This is a genomic window from Mycobacterium sp. NPDC050441, assembly GCF_040655355.1.
Lineage (GTDB): Bacteria > Actinomycetota > Actinomycetes > Mycobacteriales > Mycobacteriaceae > Mycobacterium.
In genome coordinates this window covers 404,078-422,596 of record NZ_JBFAJS010000005.1, presented here as the reverse complement: position 1 = coordinate 422,596, position 18,519 = coordinate 404,078, and the positions used below count along the sequence as shown (strand labels likewise).

16 protein-coding genes and 1 tRNA gene are annotated in these 18,519 nt (G+C 67.0%); 7 read left to right on the top strand and 10 right to left on the bottom strand.

The genetic code is table 11. The features are described 5' to 3' along the window. Positions 1-82: 82 nt before the first annotated feature. From AB0I14_RS17655 to AB0I14_RS17645, 3 genes are read right to left on the bottom strand one after another with little or no spacing between them, the layout of a single operon-like run. Complete coding sequence (locus AB0I14_RS17655) at positions 83-1,366, bottom strand: sugar ABC transporter substrate-binding protein (protein ID WP_358024401.1); 1,284 nt, start codon at positions 1,364-1,366, stop codon at positions 83-85. A 38-nt stretch (positions 1,367-1,404) separates the two neighbouring features. Next, positions 1,405-2,217 (bottom strand): carbohydrate ABC transporter permease, encoded by an 813-nt coding sequence (locus AB0I14_RS17650; RefSeq protein ID WP_358023892.1) that lies wholly within the window; start codon positions 2,215-2,217, stop codon positions 1,405-1,407. Then, positions 2,204-3,076 carry a sugar ABC transporter permease gene (locus AB0I14_RS17645; RefSeq protein WP_358023890.1) on the bottom strand — a complete coding sequence of 291 codons (873 nt, stop codon included), beginning with the start codon at positions 3,074-3,076 and terminating at the stop codon, positions 2,204-2,206. The genes AB0I14_RS17650 and AB0I14_RS17645 overlap by 14 nt, the downstream gene beginning before the upstream one ends. Positions 3,077-3,301: 225 nt before the next feature. Between AB0I14_RS17645 and AB0I14_RS17640 the strand changes: the two genes are divergently transcribed. Further along, positions 3,302-4,087: a cutinase family protein gene (locus AB0I14_RS17640; protein ID WP_358023888.1), complete on the top strand. Its 786-nt coding sequence runs from the start codon at positions 3,302-3,304 to the stop codon at positions 4,085-4,087. A 49-nt stretch (positions 4,088-4,136) separates the two neighbouring features. Here AB0I14_RS17640 and AB0I14_RS17635 read toward each other — a convergent pair whose 3' ends face one another. Then, positions 4,137-5,123: an NAD-dependent epimerase/dehydratase family protein gene (locus AB0I14_RS17635; RefSeq protein WP_358023886.1), complete on the bottom strand. Its 987-nt coding sequence runs from the start codon at positions 5,121-5,123 to the stop codon at positions 4,137-4,139. Between the two features lie 81 nt (positions 5,124-5,204). Beyond that, positions 5,205-6,872, bottom strand: a complete 1,668-nt coding sequence (locus tag AB0I14_RS17630; protein WP_358023883.1) for a sulfatase-like hydrolase/transferase — start codon at positions 6,870-6,872, stop codon at positions 5,205-5,207. Between the two features lie 50 nt (positions 6,873-6,922). Here AB0I14_RS17630 and AB0I14_RS17625 point away from each other — a divergent pair, with 50 nt between their 5' ends. From AB0I14_RS17625 to AB0I14_RS17615, 3 genes are read left to right on the top strand one after another with little or no spacing between them, the layout of a single operon-like run. Then, a complete protein-coding gene (locus AB0I14_RS17625) occupies positions 6,923-8,440 on the top strand; it encodes a TldD/PmbA family protein (protein WP_358023881.1) in 1,518 nt (505 codons plus the stop codon). After that, positions 8,437-9,807 carry a metallopeptidase TldD-related protein gene (locus tag AB0I14_RS17620; protein ID WP_358023878.1) on the top strand — a complete coding sequence of 457 codons (1,371 nt, stop codon included), beginning with the start codon at positions 8,437-8,439 and terminating at the stop codon, positions 9,805-9,807. Before AB0I14_RS17625 ends, AB0I14_RS17620 begins: the two co-directional genes overlap by 4 nt. A gap of 27 nt (positions 9,808-9,834) precedes the next feature. Further along, entirely contained in the window at positions 9,835-10,530 is a 696-nt protein-coding gene (locus AB0I14_RS17615) for a TIGR02206 family membrane protein (protein ID WP_358023875.1), read from the top strand. Here AB0I14_RS17615 and AB0I14_RS17610 read toward each other — a convergent pair. From AB0I14_RS17610 to speB, 3 genes are read right to left on the bottom strand one after another with little or no spacing between them, the layout of a single operon-like run. Further along, positions 10,487-11,968 carry a sodium:solute symporter gene (locus AB0I14_RS17610; protein ID WP_358023872.1) on the bottom strand — a complete coding sequence of 494 codons (1,482 nt, stop codon included), beginning with the start codon at positions 11,966-11,968 and terminating at the stop codon, positions 10,487-10,489. The two genes, AB0I14_RS17615 and AB0I14_RS17610, sit on opposite strands and share 44 nt — an antisense overlap. Positions 11,969-11,984: 16 nt before the next feature. After that, entirely contained in the window at positions 11,985-13,589 is a 1,605-nt protein-coding gene (locus tag AB0I14_RS17605) for a thiamine pyrophosphate-binding protein (protein ID WP_358023869.1), read from the bottom strand. Further along, positions 13,582-14,529 (bottom strand): agmatinase, encoded by a 948-nt coding sequence (speB, locus tag AB0I14_RS17600; protein ID WP_358023867.1) that lies wholly within the window; start codon positions 14,527-14,529, stop codon positions 13,582-13,584. Before speB ends, AB0I14_RS17605 begins: the two co-directional genes overlap by 8 nt. Positions 14,530-14,802: 273 nt before the next feature. Between speB and AB0I14_RS17595 the strand changes: the two genes are divergently transcribed. After that, positions 14,803-15,708 (top strand): Lrp/AsnC family transcriptional regulator, encoded by a 906-nt coding sequence (locus AB0I14_RS17595; protein ID WP_358023865.1) that lies wholly within the window; start codon positions 14,803-14,805, stop codon positions 15,706-15,708. A gap of 7 nt (positions 15,709-15,715) precedes the next feature. Continuing rightward, entirely contained in the window at positions 15,716-16,558 is an 843-nt protein-coding gene (locus tag AB0I14_RS17590) for a carboxymuconolactone decarboxylase family protein (protein ID WP_358023863.1), read from the top strand. A gap of 298 nt (positions 16,559-16,856) precedes the next feature. Here the strand turns inward: AB0I14_RS17590 and AB0I14_RS17585 are convergent, their stop codons facing one another. Both AB0I14_RS17585 and AB0I14_RS17580 read right to left on the bottom strand, forming a co-directional pair. Beyond that, positions 16,857-17,888 carry a beta-eliminating lyase-related protein gene (locus AB0I14_RS17585; protein ID WP_358023860.1) on the bottom strand — a complete coding sequence of 344 codons (1,032 nt, stop codon included), beginning with the start codon at positions 17,886-17,888 and terminating at the stop codon, positions 16,857-16,859. Between the two features lie 17 nt (positions 17,889-17,905). Then, a complete protein-coding gene (locus AB0I14_RS17580) occupies positions 17,906-18,286 on the bottom strand; it encodes a phage holin family protein (protein WP_358023857.1) in 381 nt (126 codons plus the stop codon). Between the two features lie 94 nt (positions 18,287-18,380). Here AB0I14_RS17580 and AB0I14_RS17575 point away from each other — a divergent pair. Then, a tRNA-Ile gene (locus AB0I14_RS17575) sits at positions 18,381-18,454 on the top strand. The last annotated feature ends 65 nt before the right edge of the window (positions 18,455-18,519 follow it).

The following is an 18,519-nucleotide window of genomic DNA, read 5'->3' as shown; positions in this document are numbered from 1 at the left end:
TGGCGGGATCCGCTGGTTTGCTTGCGCATCAGCCCAATGTAAGCGACATGCCGACGATCGGGGGTCGGCAATATTTTCGCCGTCAGCGCGCTGCTGCCGTGTTGGCGGCCCACTGGGCATCGGCCAGCGACTTCTCGACATCGCGGCGGCCCAGGAACATCTCGTCGAAATATGGCTTGAGGGCCTGGTATCCGGCCGGGAAGCCGGCGGCGCCCGGCGCCGGGATCCGCGGCCCCCGCAGCACCCGGAAGAACGGGCTGACGTCCACGCCGCGCGCTTTCCAATAGTCGTGGTAGACGGGCTGAGCTGCGAGCACCGCCGGGATGGCGGCGCCCCCTGCGCCCAGATATTCGTTGCCGCGCTTGCTGCCCATCCAGTTCAGCACCTCGCGTACGGCGGCGGGATGACGGGTGGCCGAGTTGGCCGCTGCGGCAATGCCATTGGTGACGCTGACCCGGCCTTTGGGGCCGGCGGGCAGCATGACCACGCCCCACCGGAACCGCGCCTGGTTCGCAACTGCGGCCAAGTTGTAGGTGCCGGACTGGAACAGTGCCATACGGCCTTGCAGGAAGGTATTGCGGGAGAAGTCGCCGTTGTTGTTGGTGGCCGAGGCAGGCGGGGCGACGTGATCATCGTTGATCATCCGGACCAGATACGTGAAGGCCTCGACGGCCTGCGGGTTGTCGAAGGCGAAACGATCTCCGATATTGAAGATGCCACCCGCCGAGCCGATGTAGTTGAGGTAGATGCCCTGCAGATCATTGGCGGCGTTGTAGCCCCACTGTCGGATCCGGCCGGCGTCGAAACCCTCGGTGCCGGCCGTGCGGCCCTGCTCGTCGACGGTGAGCCTGGCCGCCAACGACCGCAGTGTGTCGTCGGGTCCGTTCGACCACCGCAGCGTGGTCAGTTCGGCGAGGTCCACCCCGGCGGTGTCGAGCAGGTCGGCGTTGAAGTACACCGCGATACCGGCATCGGTCAGCTGCGGAACTGCCCACAGTGTGTCGTTTCGGGTGAACTGGTTGACCACCGAGGGTTCCCAGGCTCGGGCGGCGTCGGCGCCCAAGGTCTGCCCGATGTCCAGCAACCGGCCGTTGTCGGCATAGCCGGCCAGGTAGGCGTTGGACAGCCAGAAGATGTCATCGGCACTGCCGCCGGCCACATCGGTACGCAGGCTGTCGAAGTAGGACGAGTAGGCGACGGTGTTGACCCGCACCTCGATATCGGGGTGCTCCCGCGTGAACTCGGCGAAGGACTCCCGGTAGGCCGCCGCCACCTGCGAGTCCCACAGTCGCACGGTCACCACGGCGCGTCCCTCGGGTTCGGTGGTGCGGCCGAGCAGGACAGCGGCGGTCAGCAGGACGGCCATGGTCAGCGCCAGGCCGGCGGCCAGCAGCGTGGAGCGCCTCACTTGATCCCCGTAACCACGATCGAGCGGACGATGTTGCGCGAGAACGCGACGAACAACACGATCAGCGGGACGATCGCCACCGTGGTGGCGGCCATGACCAGCGTCCACTGCGCGTTGTACTGCGTCTGCAGGCCGGCCGTCGCGACCGTCAGCACCTGCCACTTGCTACCGCTGGTGATCACCAACGGCCACAGGAAGTTGTTCCACTGGCTCACCACGGTGATCAACGCCAGAGTGACCAGGATCGGGCGGCTGGCCGGCACCACCACGTGCGTGATCACGTCCAGGGTGTGGGCGCCGTCGAGGCGGGCCGCGTTGATCAGATCGCCGGGAATCGACCGAAAGTACTCGCGCAGCAGGAAGATCGCGTACGGCGAGCCGAACATGAACGGCAGCACCAGCGCCCAGAAGGTATTGCGTAATCCGGCCTCGGCCATCATCAGATACAGCGGCACCACGGTTACCGTCGCGGGCACCATCAGTGTCGCGATGTAGACCCAGAACAGTGCATCGCGGCCGGGAAACTCCAGCCGGGCAAAGGCATAGGCGGCCAGCACCGAGAACACCAGTTGGCCCAGCAGGATGACCGCCGTCATCAAGGCGGTCACCACGATGGCGCGTCCGAATCCGGCGTCGGACAGCCCGACGTAGTTCTCGAACGTCGGCGGCGCGGGCGGCGTCAGGGGGGGATCGGTCGCGAATTGCTCGGCCGAGGTGAACGAGGTGAGCAACCCGAGGCCGAAGGGCAGCAGCGTGATCACCGCGCCGAGCAGCAGCCCCACGTAGATCAGTGCGTTACGTGAGGTCATAGCTGATCCTGCGGCGGAAGTAGATGTGCTGGAGCAGCGTGATGCCGACCAGGATGACGAACAGCACGATCGCCATCACCGAGGCACGGCCCACCGCGGCCGCACCGAACGCCTCGGCGTAGATGCGGTGTGCCACCAGATCGGTGTGGCCCTGCGGCCCGCCCGCGGTCAGCGCGTACACCGTATCGAATACCTGCGCGGCGCTGACGATTCCGGTGACCAGCACGAAGAACATGGTCGGACGTAGCATCGGCAGGGTGATGTGACGGAACCGCTGCCAGTCTGTCGCGCCGTCGGTGCGGGCGGCGTTGTGCACATCGGCGGGAATGTTGAGGATGCCGGCCAGGAAGAACAGCGTCACGTAGCCGACATTGGTCCACACCACCACCGCCGACACCACCGGCAGGGCCAGTCCGGGGTCGGTGAGCCACTCGATGGGCCGGCCCAGAACGGTGCTCAGCGCCCCGTCGGTGGGGGCCAGGATCCATTTCCACAACACCGCGATGGCCAGCGGTGCGCAGATCCACGGCAGCACGTACACGGTGCGGAAAAATCCGGTACCCGGTAGTCCCCGGGCCAGTAACGACGCGGCGATCAGGCCAAGCACGGTCTGCGTCGGCACCACCAGGAGCACGAACAGCAGCGTCACCCCCAGCGATGTGGCGAACGAAGAATCCGTGAGCACCGACGTCCAATTGTCCAGCCCCACACACTCGATCGGGCCCAGCAGATCCCACCGCTGCAGGCTCAACCAGAGCACCACCAGCATGGGCAGCAACAGGAAGGTGACGACGCCGAACAGGCTGGGGGCGACGAGCGCGTATCCCAGTGCAGTCGTGCGGACACGCGAGGTGGCCATCGAGTCATTAAAGCGGTTCGTGACCTCAGGACGCCACGGTGGGCACCGAAGCAGCCAAGATCAACGCTCAGATGTCTCCCCGTAATCCCGGCGGATGCGATTTGCTCGAATGGCGTACATCACTTGACTGTTCCGGAATCGAACCCGCGGCGGCGCGCTTGTAGCAGGTAATTGCCACTACACACCGAGGACATGGCAAACGAGACTGACGGGTGGGACCAAGTCATGAGTGCAGCGCAGCCGGCCCGAAGGGGCAGCGTGATTTCCATGGTGGCACAGTCCGCGATCTTCACTGCACTCGCGCTGGCCGCGATCGTCTTCGGTTCGCTGGTCGGTCCGATCGCCTCGGCCAACGCCGCGGACGGATGCGCCGACGTCGAGGTCGTGTTCGCCCGCGGCACCAACGAGGCACCCGGGGTGGGCGCCACCGGGCAGGCGTTCGTCGACGCGCTCGCTGCCGATCTGCCCGGCAAGACCGTCGACGTGTACGGGGTGAACTACCCGGCGTCACTGAACTTCGGCCAGGCCGTCGACGGGATCGCCGATGCGAGCAATCGGATCCAGTCGATCGCGGCAACTTGCCCGGCGACGCAGATCGTGCTCGGCGGTTATTCGCAGGGCGCTGCGGTGGCCGGTTACACCACCGCCGGTAGCGTCCCCGCCGGATTCGTCCTGCCCGCGAGCATCAGCGGCCCGATGCCGGCATCGGTCGCCTCACACGTCGCGGCGGTGGCGTTGTTCGGAACTCCCGACGAGTGGGTTCTGGGTCTGGCCGACCGCAGCGCACCACCCATCGCCGTCGGTGCGCCGTACGTGGCCAAGACGATCCAGCTGTGTGCCCCCGGTGACCCGATCTGCTTCCCCGGCGGTCTGAATCGTGCCGCTCACAGCTCCTACAAGGACAACGGAATGGCAATCCAGGCAGCTGATTTCGCGGCCCGCAAGTTGGGTGGCGGCAGTGCCCAGGCGGCGACGGTGGTGCAGACCGCGGGAGAGGTCGCCGGAAACTGACAACAACTGAACCAAGGTCGACGGCCGGAAGCGAGTGAGCTTCCGGCCGTCAGCTGTTGAGGTCTCGGAATCCGGCGACGGTGTCGGCCAAGGTGATTCGCGGATCACGGTAGGTGATGCCGAGGTCGCGTTCGCTCGGTGAGTCGTCGGACGCCGGCATCTGCGTGTAGTACTGCATCCCGGCTTCGGTGAACGGTGTCTGGAACGGCAGGAAGGGACCCATCCGGTCGAGCACCTGGCCGGCGACGCGCAGGACGGTGTCGGGAACCGGCACGGCGAACATGGTCTTCTCGCCGACCTCGGTCAGCAGTTTGGCCAGTTGGTCCACCGGAATGCGATGTCCGCCGGCCATGTAGCGACGGGGCCCGCGGCCGGGCTCCAACAGTGCGACGTGCAATGCGGCCAGGTCACGGCCGTCGACGATGGTCCAGGCCGCACTGCGACCGGGAATCGCCCCGAGTTGCAGTGCGGCGGCCACCCCCTCGCCGGCTTCGCCGAACTGGTTGCCGACCGGCGGACCCATGACCATGCCGGGATAGGTGATGTTCACCGGTGCGCCGGCGTCCTGCATTCCGCGGGCGTAGATCTCGACCTGGGCCTTGGACCGGCCGTAGCCGTCGGTCCCGCCGAACACCGGCAGGTCTGCTTCCAGCGTGTCCACGTCGGGATTGAACAGCGCGGTAATGCTCGAGACATGGATGATCGGATCCAGGCCGAGTTCTGCCGCGCCGCCCAGCACATTTCGCGCACCGTCCATGTTGGTGCTCATCATCTGCGCGGTTTGGCCGGGGTCGGTCGCGACCAGGGCCGCACTGTGCAGGACCGCGTCACAGCCCTCGAGTGCGCGCAGGACCGAGTCGCGGTCGGTGATGTCGCCGACGGCATGGTCAGAGATGTCGACTCCGAGTTTGGCGACACTGGTGTGCAGCCGGTCCGGGTTGCGTACCAGGAAGCGGACGGAATGCCCGGCGTCCGCAATCGCTTTCGCGCTCCACCCGCCGACAAATCCGGTACCGCCGGTGACCAATACGCGCATGACGCCAACCTCCTGACGAGCAAACCATTCGTCGCAGAGACGCTAGCGGGTCGGGTCGCGCAAGGAGGCGAATTGGGAGGCTCAGCCTCCGCGCAGCGTCGCGAGCTCCTTCATATTCGCCAACCCCTCCTCCTGCGCTTCGTTGAGGAATTCCGGCAGCGGGGCCCGCAGTTCGAGGAGCACCTCGTGGTCGAGCAGCGCCTGCAGGTCGGCCTGTTTGGCGTTGTGGCCCGCCTGGTTGTCGAGCTCCTGAACGCCTGAATCGGTTGTGTAGTCGTACAACTCGTGATGGATGGGGCGCGAGGTGTCGATGTCCATGCTGCCGGGCTTCCAGTACGTGTACATGCCGAGTTTGGCCTCGGGGGTGCGCACGGCGACGATGTGGCTGGGTGCGGAGGTGGGGATGTTCGTCGGGGGACCGGAAGCGCCGAATACCTTCTGCGCGAGCGGAGATTTCAGCAAGGCAGCCATCTCCTCGACCGACATGTCGTCGGTGGCGTGCGCGATCCACGGCCGGCCCGGTGCGGCGGCGTCGGCGGCGATACCGGCGATATCGGCACGCCCGGAGAGATAGGAGTAGCGGGAGTCAGAGCGCCAACCGGCCCCGCCGTGCGCGATGGTCAGCAGCAGCGGCGCCAGATCGGCGCTCGAAGTCAGCTGGGTGCGGGTGTCGCCGGACCCAGGTGTCAGATGACCTGACGGGTCACGGATGTAGAGCGGAACCCGGATACTTTCCTCATACACCGCGGCGCCCTTACCGCGCAGGCCGTGCGAACCGGCGTACTCGCCGTGGTCGGAGGTGAAGACGACGACGGTGTTGTCGTCGATGTCCGGTCGGGCGGCGAGGGTGTCGAGCACCCGGCCGATCTGGGTGTCCACCTGCTGATGCAGCCACAGGTACATGTCCAGGCATCGTGCCCACTGTGCGGCCGCCTCGGGGCCGGTGTAGTCCATCGCGCCGGTCATCAACGGCGACATGAAGTTCATGTAGTCGATCTGCAGTTGCGGCTTGCCGCGGCGACGCAGATCGTCAGCAGTCTCGAAATTCACCGGCTTTGCGCTGAACAGGTGCGGAACATCGTCTGGCAGAGGATTTTTCGGCCACCAGCAGATGTCGTGGGGGTTGACCAGAGACACGGTGGTACACCACGGGCCCTCGTTCGCGTGGGCGTCGAACCATCCCGCGAACTGATCGACGATCGACGGGTCCTGCTGCAGGCCCTGATTCGGTGCGCCATTGGGGGACGGGTACGTCCCGCCGGAGAAGCCGTGGACGTCCAGGCCGTCGGGAGTGTTGTCGGCCGCGCTGCCCAGGTGCCATTTACCCCACCACCAGGTGCGGTATCCGGCGTCGCGCAGCATCGTGCCCCAGGTGGGGAAGCGGGCCGCCAGCGTCGACTCGGTGGGGCCTTCGCCGGTGTACAGACACCCGGTCTGGTGTGAGTACAGCCCGGTGGTCAGCACCCCGCGTGAGGGGGTGCACATGTTCGACGCGCTGTAGTGCGAGCCGAACGACGTGCTGCGCGTCCGCAACCGGTCGAGGTTCGGCAGCAACGCGCCCAGTTGCTGCGTATCGGGGAACCACTGGGGCGCCCGCATCTGGTCGACGATGACGACGAGGATGTTGGGCTGGCCGGCCGATTCACGCCCGCGCCGCCCCAGCAGTTCATAGCCGCCGAATCCCACCGCGGCCGCACCGGCGGCCACCGCCGCACCACCCAGAACCGTCCGCCTGCTGAGCTCTGCCATCCAGTCAGGTTAGGAGGTCATCCTGAGAGCACCGTTTAGTGTGGGGAATCATGACAGCTCAACGACGTGTGGACGCCGATTTCCTGCAGCTGCCCCGGTTCGAGTTGGCTGATGCGGCGCTGGCCGCGGCAGCCGCAGCCGGCGCCAGCTATGCCGATCTGCGGATTCACCGCACCACCACCGAGATCATCCAGCTACGTGACGGCGAGCTGGAGATGTCGGTGGTCAACCGCGAGGTCGGGCTGGCGGTGCGGGTGATCGTCGACGGCGCGTGGGGGTTTGCCTCCCATGCCGAACTGCTACCGGAGGTGGCGGCCGAGACAGCCCGCCGCGCCGTGCAGGTGGCCAGGACGCTCGCGCCGCTGAACGCCGAACGCATCGAGTTGGCCGCCGAACCGGTCTATACCGATCTGACCTGGGTGTCCGATTACGGCGTCGACCCGTTCACGGTCCCCGCCTCGGACAAGATCGCGCTGCTCGGCGAATACTCGGGCCGGCTGCTGGCGTCCGACGGTGTGGACCATGTGTCGGCCGGGGTGCATGCCGTCAAGGAACAGACGTTCTACGCCGACACGTTCGGATCGTCGGTCACCCAGCAGCGGGTACGGGTGATGCCGACGATGGAGGCGGTGGCCGTCGACTCCGCCGCCGGGTCGTTCGAGACGATGCGCACCCTGGCTCCGCCGACCGCGCGGGGCTGGGAGGCGCTGGCCGGCGATGACGTGTGGGACTGGACCTCCGAGCTGGCCGAGCTGCCAACGTTGCTGGCCGAGAAGACCAAAGCGCCGTCGGTCATCGCCGGTCCCGCGGATCTGGTGATCGACCCGTCCAACCTGTGGCTCACCATCCACGAATCCATCGGGCACGCCACCGAATACGATCGGGCCATCGGTTACGAGGCGGCCTATGCCGGGACGTCGTTTGCCACGCCGGACAAGCTCGGCACCATGCGTTACGGCTCACCGTTGATGAACGTGACCGCCGACCGCACCGTGGAGTTCGGTTTGGCCACAGTCGGTTTCGACGACGAGGGGGTGCGGGCCCAGAGCTGGGACCTGGTGCGCGACGGCATTTTCGTGGGCTATCAGCTGGACCGGGCATTCGCCCCCCGGCTCGGCCAGACGCGCTCCAATGGCTGCTCATATGCCGACTCGCCCCACCACGTGCCGATTCAGCGGATGGCGAATGTGTCTCTGCAGCCCGGTCCCGAGGATCTCACCACGGCCGACCTGATCTCGCGGGTGTCCGACGGCATCTACGTCGTTGGCGACAAATCCTGGTCAATCGACATGCAGCGGTACAACTTCCAATTCACCGGTCAGCGGTTCTACCGGATCCGGGACGGGCGGTTGGACGGGCAGCTGCGAGATGTGGCGTACCAGGCCACCACCACCGACTTCTGGGGTGCGATGGAAGCCGTCGGAGGGCCGTCCACCTGGCGGCTCGGCGGGGCATTCAATTGCGGCAAGGCCCAACCCGGTCAGGTGGCGCCCGTAAGCCACGGCTGTCCGAGCGCGTTGTTCCGCGGCATCAACGTACTGAACACCCGGACGGAGGGCGGCCGATGATCGGCGCACAGCAGGTCATCGACATCGCCTTGGGCGCTGCGGATCAGCGGGGCGGAGCCCACGAAACTGTAGTGCTGGTGACCGACCGGGCGGATGCGTCACTGCGGTGGGCCGGCAACTCGATGACCACCAACGGCGAGACGGTCAGCCGCACCATCACGGTGATCTCGATCGTGCGCCGCGGCGACAAGGCCCATGTCGGGTCGGTGCGCTCCACCGAAGTGGACCCGGCCGTGATCCCGGAGTTGGTGGCCGCTGCACAGCGCGCCGCGCTGGCCTCACCCGAGGCGCGGGATGCCGCATCGCCGCTGCCGGGCTCCGCGGTGCCGGTCGACTGGGATGCGCCGGTGGTGGGTACCGGTGCGCAGGTGTTCACCGGAATCGCCGATGACCTGGCGAAGGGTTTCGCGGGTTCCGACCAGCTCTACGGCTATGCCCGCCACGTCATGGAGACGACGTTCGTGGCCACCTCGACCGGCCTGCGCCGTCGGTACACCCAGCCGACCGGGTCGGTGGAGATCAATGCCAAGCGTGATGGGGCCAGCGCCTGGGCCGGAGTGAGCACTGCGGATTTCGTTGACGTGCAGGTAGATTCGCTGCTCGATGAATTGTCGCTCAAGCTGGGCTGGGCGGAGCGGACCGTCGAACTTCCGGCCGGCCGGTACGAGACACTGATGCCGCCCTCGACGGTGGCCGACATGATGATCTACCTGACCTGGACCATGGACGGCCGCGGGGCGCAGGAAGGGCGCACCGCACTGTCGGCGCCCGGCGGGACCCGGGTGGGGGAGAAGCTCACCGATCTGGGACTGACGCTGTACTCCGACCCGCTCGCCGAAGCGCTGGCCTGCCAACCGTTCGTCGCGGTACCGACTTCCTCGGAGCGGGTGTCGATCTTCGACAACGGCATGGACATCGGCCGGGTGGACTGGATCCGCGACGGTGCGGTCAATGCGTTGGCCTATCCGCGGGCGGCGGCTGCCGAATACGGCACGCCCGTCGCGGTACCCGCAGACAACCTGCTGATGACCGGTGGCACAACGGAGTTGGCCGACATGATCGCCGGTACCGAACACGGGCTCCTGCTGACCACGCTGTGGTACATCCGCGAGGTCGACCCGACGGTGTTGCTGCTGACCGGGCTGACCCGTGACGGCGTCTACCTGATCGAGGACGGTGAGGTGACTGCCGCGGTGAACAACTTCCGGTTCAACGAGAGCCCACTGGACCTTCTGCGGCGCGCCACCGAGGCCGGTATCAGCGAGGTCACCCTGCCGCGCGAGTGGGGCGACTGGGCAACCCGTGCGGTCATGCCGACGCTACGGATCCCGGATTTCCACATGTCCTCGGTGAGCCAGGCGCAGTGAGTCAGGCGGAGGGCCGATGTTAGACGGATGACCACGGCGCAACGGCAATTCACGGCATACGGCCCGTCACACTGGGCCGTGATCGCCGTGTTCGTTGCCGGTGCGATTCTGCTGGTCTGGCTCGGGCGCCGTCAGACCGAACGTCAATCCCGGGTCTTGGGCCGCGGTCTCGGCGCATTGACGGCCGTGATCTACGCCGCGATGGTCGTCTACACACTGATCCCACCGTTGATCGGACGGTCGGTACCCCTGCAGTTGACCGACCTGGCGACGGTCGCCGGTGCGTACGCGCTGTGGTCGCAACGACAATGGGCCTTTGCGCTCACCTACTACTGGGGTCTGGTGCTGAGTACGCAGGCGCTCATCTCGCCGGTGCTGAAGAGCCCGGACTTCCCGCATTACGAGTTCCTGGCGTTCTGGTCGATCCACCTGCTCGTCATCTGGGCCGCAATCTATTTGACCTGGGGTCGCCGGATGCGTCCGCGGTGGCGTGACTATCGATCGGTGGTGGTGGTGACCGCGGCGTGGGCGGCGGGAACCATGACGTTCAACGGAATTGCAGGCACCAACTACGGCTTCCTCAACGCCAAACCCGCCACCGCGTCGCTGCTCGACCTGATGGGTCCGTGGCCGGTCTACGTCCTGGTCGCCACTGCGTTGGTGCTCGTGGTGTGGGCGCTCATGACGTGGCCATGGGAACGTCGGCCGGCTCTTGACCGCTGAGCCGGTCGTCCCACACCTGGAGCACCTCCGGCGAGGTACGGGGCGTCGCCAGACTGACCACGATATAGGTGATCAGGCTGGACGCCAGACCGTAGTAGATGGGTTCGTTGGCCAGCACGTCGCCGACGACCGCCATGGTGCCCAGCGTGACCACGGTGCCGACCGCCATCGCCGCCAGCGCACCCGCACCCGTGGCCCGCTTCCACAGGAAGCCGCCGAGGATCGACACCAGCAGACCGCCGACGAGGATGTCATAGGCGATGGTCAACGCGCCGACCACGTCGTTGAGCAGCGCGGCGATGATGATCACGATGACGCCGAGCACCGCGACGTAGCGTCGGTCGGAATGCACGTCCACTTCGGGGTTTTCGGCGTGGTCACCGGTATCGGGGCGCTTGCCGAGCAGGCGCAGCAGGAGCGGCTTGATGTCGGTGCGGGCCACCGTGGCGGTGGCGATCAGTGCGCCCGACGCGGTGGACATCATCGCGGCGACGGCCGCGGCCAGCACGATCCCGCTGATACCCACGGGCAGAATGGCTTCCGCGATCTGGGCGTACACGTCGTCCTTGGCCTTGATGTCGGGCATGAAGGTCGACGCGGCCAAGCCGATCAACGCCCCGGCGATTCCGTACAGCACGCAGTAGAGGGCGGCCGTGGTGCCGCCCCACCGGGCGACCTGCGGTGAGCGGGCGGTGAACACCCGTTGCCAGATGTCCTGCCCGATCAGCATTCCGAAGCTGTAGACGACGAAGAACGTGATGATGGTGTCGGTGCCGATCGAGGTCAGGCTGAACACGGCGTCGCCGGCGCGGTCGCGGATACCGTCGAAGCCGCCGGCCCGGTGCCAGGTGAACGGCAGCAACAGGAAGAACACGCCGATGGTCTTGAGGACGAACTGCACCATGTCGGTCAGGGTGATCGACCACATGCCGCCGATCGAGGAGTAGAGCATGACGACCACGCCGCCGATGACCACCGAAAGCGTTCGGCCCGTGCCGAACAGCACGTTGAACACGGTCGCGTAGGCGATGGTGGAGGTGACCGACAGCATCAGGGTGTAGGCCGCCATGACCAGCCCGGACGCCGAGGTCGCGTCGACCCCGTAGCGCAGGCTCAACATCTGCGCGACGGTGTAGACCCGGAGACGCTGAATGGGTCCGGCGAAGCACAGGCTCAGCGCCAGCAGGCCGACGGCGATCGCCACCACCAGCCACATGCCCGAAACTCCCCATTTGTAGCCCAGGCCCACGCCGCCGACGGTCGACGCGCCGCCGAGGACGACGGCCGCCATGGTGCCGGTGTACAACGCCGGCCCGAGGCGTCGGCCCGCGACCAGGAAGTCGGCGGAGTCCTTGGTACGGGACTTGCCCCAGAATCCGAAGGCGAGCATCGACAGGAGATAGATGACGACGATCGCGATATCGACTGGTTTACCCACGATGTCAATCCTTCGGTCAGAGGTGAGTGGGGGCGAACATCTTCAGGTGAGCGGGCAGTACAACCACAGCGGGACCGGCGGTGCCGAACGTGGCGGCCACGATCTCTCCGACGGTGTCGGGCGTGGCGGTGTGCGCGGGAATTCCGAAACTGGCTGCGAGCTGCGCGAAGTCGGGTCGGGCCAGTTCGGTGGCGGTCGCGGTGCCGAACTTCGCCGTCATGTACTCACGCAGGATCCCGTAGCCGCCGTCGTCGACGATCAGCCAGGTGACGTCGGCGTCGTGCTGGCGGGCGGTGGCGAGTTCGGCGATCGAGTACATGCCCCCGCCGTCACCGGACACCGCGAACGTACGTTGTCCGGTGGCGATCGCCGCGGCCAGCGCAGCGGGAAATGCGAAGCCCAAACCGCCTGCGCCCTGGGCGGAATGGAAGGCGCCGTGTTGTGGATCCCACACCGACCAGGCCCAGTACCCGGCAATCGTCATGTCCCAGAACGTGTGGGTGCCCGACGGCACCGCAGACCGCAGGTCGGCCATCAGCTGAAGTTCGCTGGTCACATCCTGCCCGGCGAGCCTGCCCTGCACCGCTTTTCGCAATTCGGCGGCCTGCGTCACGCCGGCGGTGTTGTCGCGGGCGTCGACCCGCTCGGTCAGCGCCTGCATGGCCTGCGCGGCATCGGCGTGGATAGCGAGTGCGGGGTGGTTGGCCTCCAGCACGCGTGCCTCGGCATCGATGTGGATGAGCCGACCCTGCGGGCGGAACGTGAAGTAGTTACTGGTGACCTCACCCATCGCGGTACCGATCGCCACCAGCACGTCGGCGTTTTCTAGGAGCTCGGTGGTGTAGCGATCCTCGATCCACGACGCGGCCGACAGCGGGTGGTCGAAGGAGATGGCACCCTTACCGCCGACCGTGGACACCACTGCAGCGCCGAGCTTTTCGGCCAGCGCCACCAGTGCCTCCGGCCCGCCGGGGGAGCGCCGCACCCCTCCGCCGGCCAGGATGACCGGGCGCTGCGCGGTGTTCAGCAGTGCCGCAGCATCCTGGATCAACTCGGCCCGCGGTGCACGGTGTGTCGGCGTCGCCTCGAGCGCGGCCACCGGCGGTACCGTCGTCGGCTCCAGGAGAACGTCCTGTGGGATCTCCACCCAGGTAGGTCCCGCCGGCGCCGAGCGTGCGAGTGCGTAGGCATCGGCGATCAGGCTGGGGATCTCGGCGGCCTGCCGCACGGTGGCAACGCTTTTGGTGACATTGACCGCGCTCGCCTTCTGGTCGTCGAGCTGGTGCAGCATGCCGCGGCGCAGCCCCATCCCGGATCGTGGTACCTGACTGGCGATCACGAGCACCGGCACCCCGGTGGCATAGGCCTCCTGCAGTGCGCCGAGGGCGGTCAACGCCCCCGGCCCGGTGGACAGGAACAGCACCCCGACCTCGCCGGAGACGCGGCTGTAGCCGTCGGCGCCGAACGCCGAGTTGTTCTCCACCCGTGAGCTGACGAATGTCAGGTCACTGCGCCGGATGGCGTCGAACAGGCCCAGCGCGTTCTGGCCGGGGATGCCGAACACATGTGAGACACCCAGCGCAGTAAGCGTTTCGACGACGAGGTCGCCGCCGTTACGCATCAGGGCCCAAGGCCAGCAGGGACACCAGGTCGTAGGCGACGTGTGACGCGGCGACACCGGTGATCTCGGCGTGGTCATAGGCCGGGGCCACCTCGACCACGTCGGCACCCACCAGGTTGAGCCCACGGAAACCGCGCAGGATCTCCAGCAGTTCGCGGCTGGTCATGCCGCCGGCCTCCGGGGTACCGGTTCCCGGGGCGTGCGCCGGGTCGAGCACGTCGATGTCGATCGAGACGTACACGGGCCGGTTCCCCAGGCGTTGCCGCAGTTTGTCGACGACCTCGCGCACGCCTTGGTGATACACGTCGGACGAGGTGAGGATGCCGAACCCGAAGCGGCGGTCGTCCTCGAGATCCTTCTTGCCGTACAGCGGCCCGCGGGTACCGACGTGCGACAGCGCCTCGGTGTCGAGAATGCCCTCCTCGACGGCGCGGCGGAAGGGCGTGCCGTGGGTGTACTCGGCGCCGAAGTAGGTGTCCCAGGTGTCCAGGTGAGCGTCGAAGTGCACCAGCGCGACGGGGCCGTGCTTGGCCGCGGCGGCGCGCAGCAGGGGTAGCGCAATCGTGTGGTCGCCGCCGATGGTCACGAGTTTGGTGCCGTCGGAGGTGAGGTCACGGGCGGCGCCTTCGATGGTCTCGATCGCCTCGTGGATGTTGAAGGGGTTGACCGCGATATCGCCGGCATCGGCGACCTGGATGAGCTCGAACGGGGACACGTCCATGGCGGGGTTGTACGGACGCAGCAGGCGCGAGGACTCGCGCACGTGGGTAGGGCCGAAGCGCGCACCGGGCCGGTAGGAGACACCGGAATCGAAGGGCACCCCGGCCACGACCACATCCGCCTTGGTCACCTGGTCGAGTCGGGGCAGGCGGGCGAAGGTGGCGGGGCCGGCGAAGCGCGGGATCTTCGATGCATCGACGGGGCCGATCGGGGTGGTCATGCTGTCACTTCCTCTGCGGTGGTGGTGCGTTCAGATCTGTCGTCGCTCGCGGCCGTGACGACCAGTGCGCGAGGCAAATGTGATCTGCGTTACGGTAAACCCGCAGCTCAGGACATGCAATCGATTCGATCGTCAGATGCTTGCGCAAAATGTTGATATGACGGTGGGTGACTACATTTCAATCAGAAGAAGCGGAGAATCGTGAAGATGCCGATCTTTGTGCCGGTAGATTTGCGAGGAAGATTCTTCGGCTGAATTTCGGGCGGTGTAGCGATGGACGAGGTAGACGAGGCGATCATCAGCCTGCTGGAGGGCGATGGGCGGCTGACTCACCGCGACATCGCGCAGCGCGTCGGGCTGTCACGGTCGGCGGCGGCCGCGCGGACACAGCGCCTGATCGACGGCGGGCAGGTGGTGATTCGCGGCGTCGTACACCCCGCGGTGCTCGGCCGTGGCGCCCTGGCTCACGTGAGCGTGATGGTCGACGGGCCGGTGACCCGGATCGCGACAAGCCTGGCGCAGCGCGTCGACATCGCGTTCCTGTCGCTGACCAGCGGTGCGTACGGGTTGATCGCGGAGGTGCGGGTCGGGTCGATCCGCGACGTCGACGGCGTGATCGCCGAGCTGCGGGCGATGGAGGGTGTCGTCGGAGTCGACACGCTGACCTACGTCGAGGTGCTGCGCGACGTCGTCGGCCCGGTCGGGGACGTCAGCGTCGACGTCGATGATCTGGATCGGGCACTGCTGCGGGCGCTGCAGGATGACGGGCGGGCGACCTACGTGGATCTTGCCGAGACGGTGGGACTTTCACCTGCGGGAGCGCGACGGCGCGTGGTGCGGTTGGTCGAATCGCAGGTGGTGCGCATCGGCGCAGTGGTCCGCCATTCCGGGCAGGATCGCCAGAGCGCACTGGGCCTCGGCATCCGGCTGACCGGGGCGGGCGGTGAGGTGGTGGCGGCGCTGTTGGGGATGCGGTCGGTGATCTTCGTGGCGCGCACGCTCGGTCACTTCGACCTGTTGGCGACGGTGCGGGCGTTTTCGGCGGCGCAACTGGTCGAAATCCTCGATGCGGTTCGCGCGTTGCCCGGGGTCGGATTCGTCGACAGTTGGGTACATCTGGACGTGGTCAAGGAGAGCTACGCCTCGGGTCTGGAGATATTGGAATCAGGAACCGGGTAACCGCACGATGCCGGACGCGGTGGTGGATACTGCCGGTGTGTCTGCCGATCTGCTCAGCGAGTTGACGCACCTGGTTGCGCTTTCTCCACCAAAGTTGGCCGATATCAATGCCGACGTGCGTGAGGTGTGTGCGTCGACGCTGGGGCTGCCGGCCTTGCCGGCGGAGACCCGCGGCGGTGCCGTCGACCCCATGGTCACCGAGTTCGCCGAGCAGTTCAGTATCGACGTCACCGGCATCACGACCGCCCAGCGGGCCGCGTTCTCCGATCTGCTCGGGCCCGATGTGTTCACCGTGACGACGTTGATCTATGTGGCCGACTTCGTGCCGCGGATGCGCGCCGGGTTGTCCGCCGTGGGTGTGGACTGGCCGGCCGGACCCGTCGTCTGGGACCACGAAACAAACCCGGCCGACTATGCGCTCGACACCTTCATTCCGGCCGTGGGGCGGATGAGTGCGCTGGACCCGGTGACCTCCGAGATCGTGCGGCTGCGCGGGGCCCGCCAGCACAACTGCCGGCTGTGCAAGTCGCTGCGGGAGGCCGCGGCGTTGGAGGCCGGCGCCACCGAGTCCGACTATGACGGCATCGACGACTTCGAGAACTCCGACCTGTCCGATCGGCACAAGGCCGCGCTGCGGTACGTCGACGCGCTGATCTGGACGCCGGCCCAGGTGTCGGGCGAGGAACTGCGCCTGCATTTTTCGCAAGCCGAGGCCGTCGAGCTGACCCTCGACGTCATGCGTAACGCCTGCAACAAGGTGGCCGTCGCGCTCGGTGCCGATGCGGCGCGTGTCGACGAGGGCACCGAGCAGTACCGGCTTGGCGCCGACGGGCAGCCGATCTACAGCTAGCCCAAATTGGGCGAGCGTGCGTGCCTGCCGCCGGACGCTCCGGGATGAGTCCGGCCGTTTGTTGCCGTCGAGTCGAGGATTGATTGGGATGCGCACCAACGGTTCCGCGTACGTAACGTGGCGGCGGAGATGGGCGCCGATTTCCGCCACCACGTTACGAGCGTGAGCTGTATTGATCTGCGGCACTGCCGCTGCCGCTGACCTTACGCACGGTGGATCGCCGCGAGCGTGCGCGGAATGCCGGTGAAATGCGGCGTGTCGGGCAACAGACACGCACGCTCGCGGGGCTGGACTGCCGTCACGTCGCAAACGGCGCCAGCAGCTCCAGAACGTTGTCGACTTCGGCGTCGGTGGTGGCCCACGAGCAGACGAACCGCACGGTCGGCCGCAGCGTGTCGGGGCGGTGCACGGCGTAGCCGGCCGAGACCGCGGCGTAGCCGGTGGGTTCGAGGTCGACGAATACCTCGTTGGCTTCGGTGGGGGCGGCCAGCGTCAACCCGAGGGCGCGAAAGCCGCTGCTGAGCCGGGCGGCCATCCGGTTGGCGTGGGCCGCGGTCTGCAGCCACAGTCCGTCGTGCAGCATCGCCTCGAACTGGGCCGCGACGAAGCGCTGCTTGCTGGCCAGCTGGCCGATCTGCTTCTGCACGAAGTGAATTCCGTCGAACAACTCGGGGCGGCGCACCAGGATCGCGTCGCCCATCAGCATCCCGTTCTTGGTGCCACCCACGGTGACGATGTCGGCGTCCGCGACGGCCTCTGGGGGAGAGCTATCCAGGGCGGCAATCGCATTGGCGATACGCGAGCCGTCGATGTGGACGAGTAGATCGAGATCGTGGGCGCGGTCGATGAAGTCCTTGATGGCGTGTGGGGCCCAGACCCGGCCGTTCTCGGTGGACTGGGTGATGCTGACGATGCGCGGCTGCGAGTGGTGCACCGGCCCGCGGCGGGCCACCGCAGTGTCGAGCACGGCTGGGTCGATCAGGCCGTCATCGCTGGACAGCTTGGTCAACTGGGCGCCGGAGAGCCGCACCGGCCCGCCGGCCTCATCGACCAGTGAGTGCGCGATATCGCTGGACAGGATCTCCTGCCACGGCCGGACGGCGGAGGCCAGGGCGATGACATTGGCGGCCGTGCCGGTGAGCGCGAACAGCACCTCGGCGTCGGGGGAGGCGAACGTGGCCTTGATGGCCTCGGCGGCGCGCTGCGTGGCGGGGTCATTCCCATAGGAGGCGACGGCGCCGTCGTTGGCCGTGACTATCGCGTCGATGACCTTCGGGTGTGCGGGCGCGGCGTTGTCGGAGGCGAACGCGTGAGAAGGCACGTCCGCCATGATCCCACCGCGGACTGCTACTTCGAGGCGGCCTTCTTCTTGATGAACAGCGCCGGCAACACCACTGTGGCCACGGCCGTCACCAGCCAGACCACCACCGTGGCCGCGATCCAGGAGCCGATTCCGCGGATGTTCAGGCCGTGGGTGAGCACCGAGGCCAGGACCAACGCAACCAGAGTCGAGACCAGCCCGATGCCACCGAGGAACGCCGACGCGTAGCGGTTGGCCATCTTGAGGAAGAACGGCGACAGGATGCCCTGCGCGACGGCGAAGATCACCACCGCCGCGATGAAGCCCCATGCCGACACCGAGACGCCGGGAACCAGCCACGCGGCGACCAACAAGCCGAGGGCAGATGAGCCCAGGAAGATCGCTATACGCAGCAGGAAGCGGACCATGCGGTGAGCGTAACCGTGACGGGCCTGCCTGTGGCCCCTCATTGGCGTCTGCGTCTGCGCTGTGTGCGACCATATTGCGGCGCAGATGCGCCCGGGGGCGGTAGCTCAGTTGGTCAGAGCCGGGGACTCATAATCCCTTGGTCGCGGGTTCGAGCCCCGCCCGCCCCACAAAAGTCCGGTATTACCTCGGGTGATGCGTTCCAACTGGAAGTTAATCCTTGGACAACATGCGG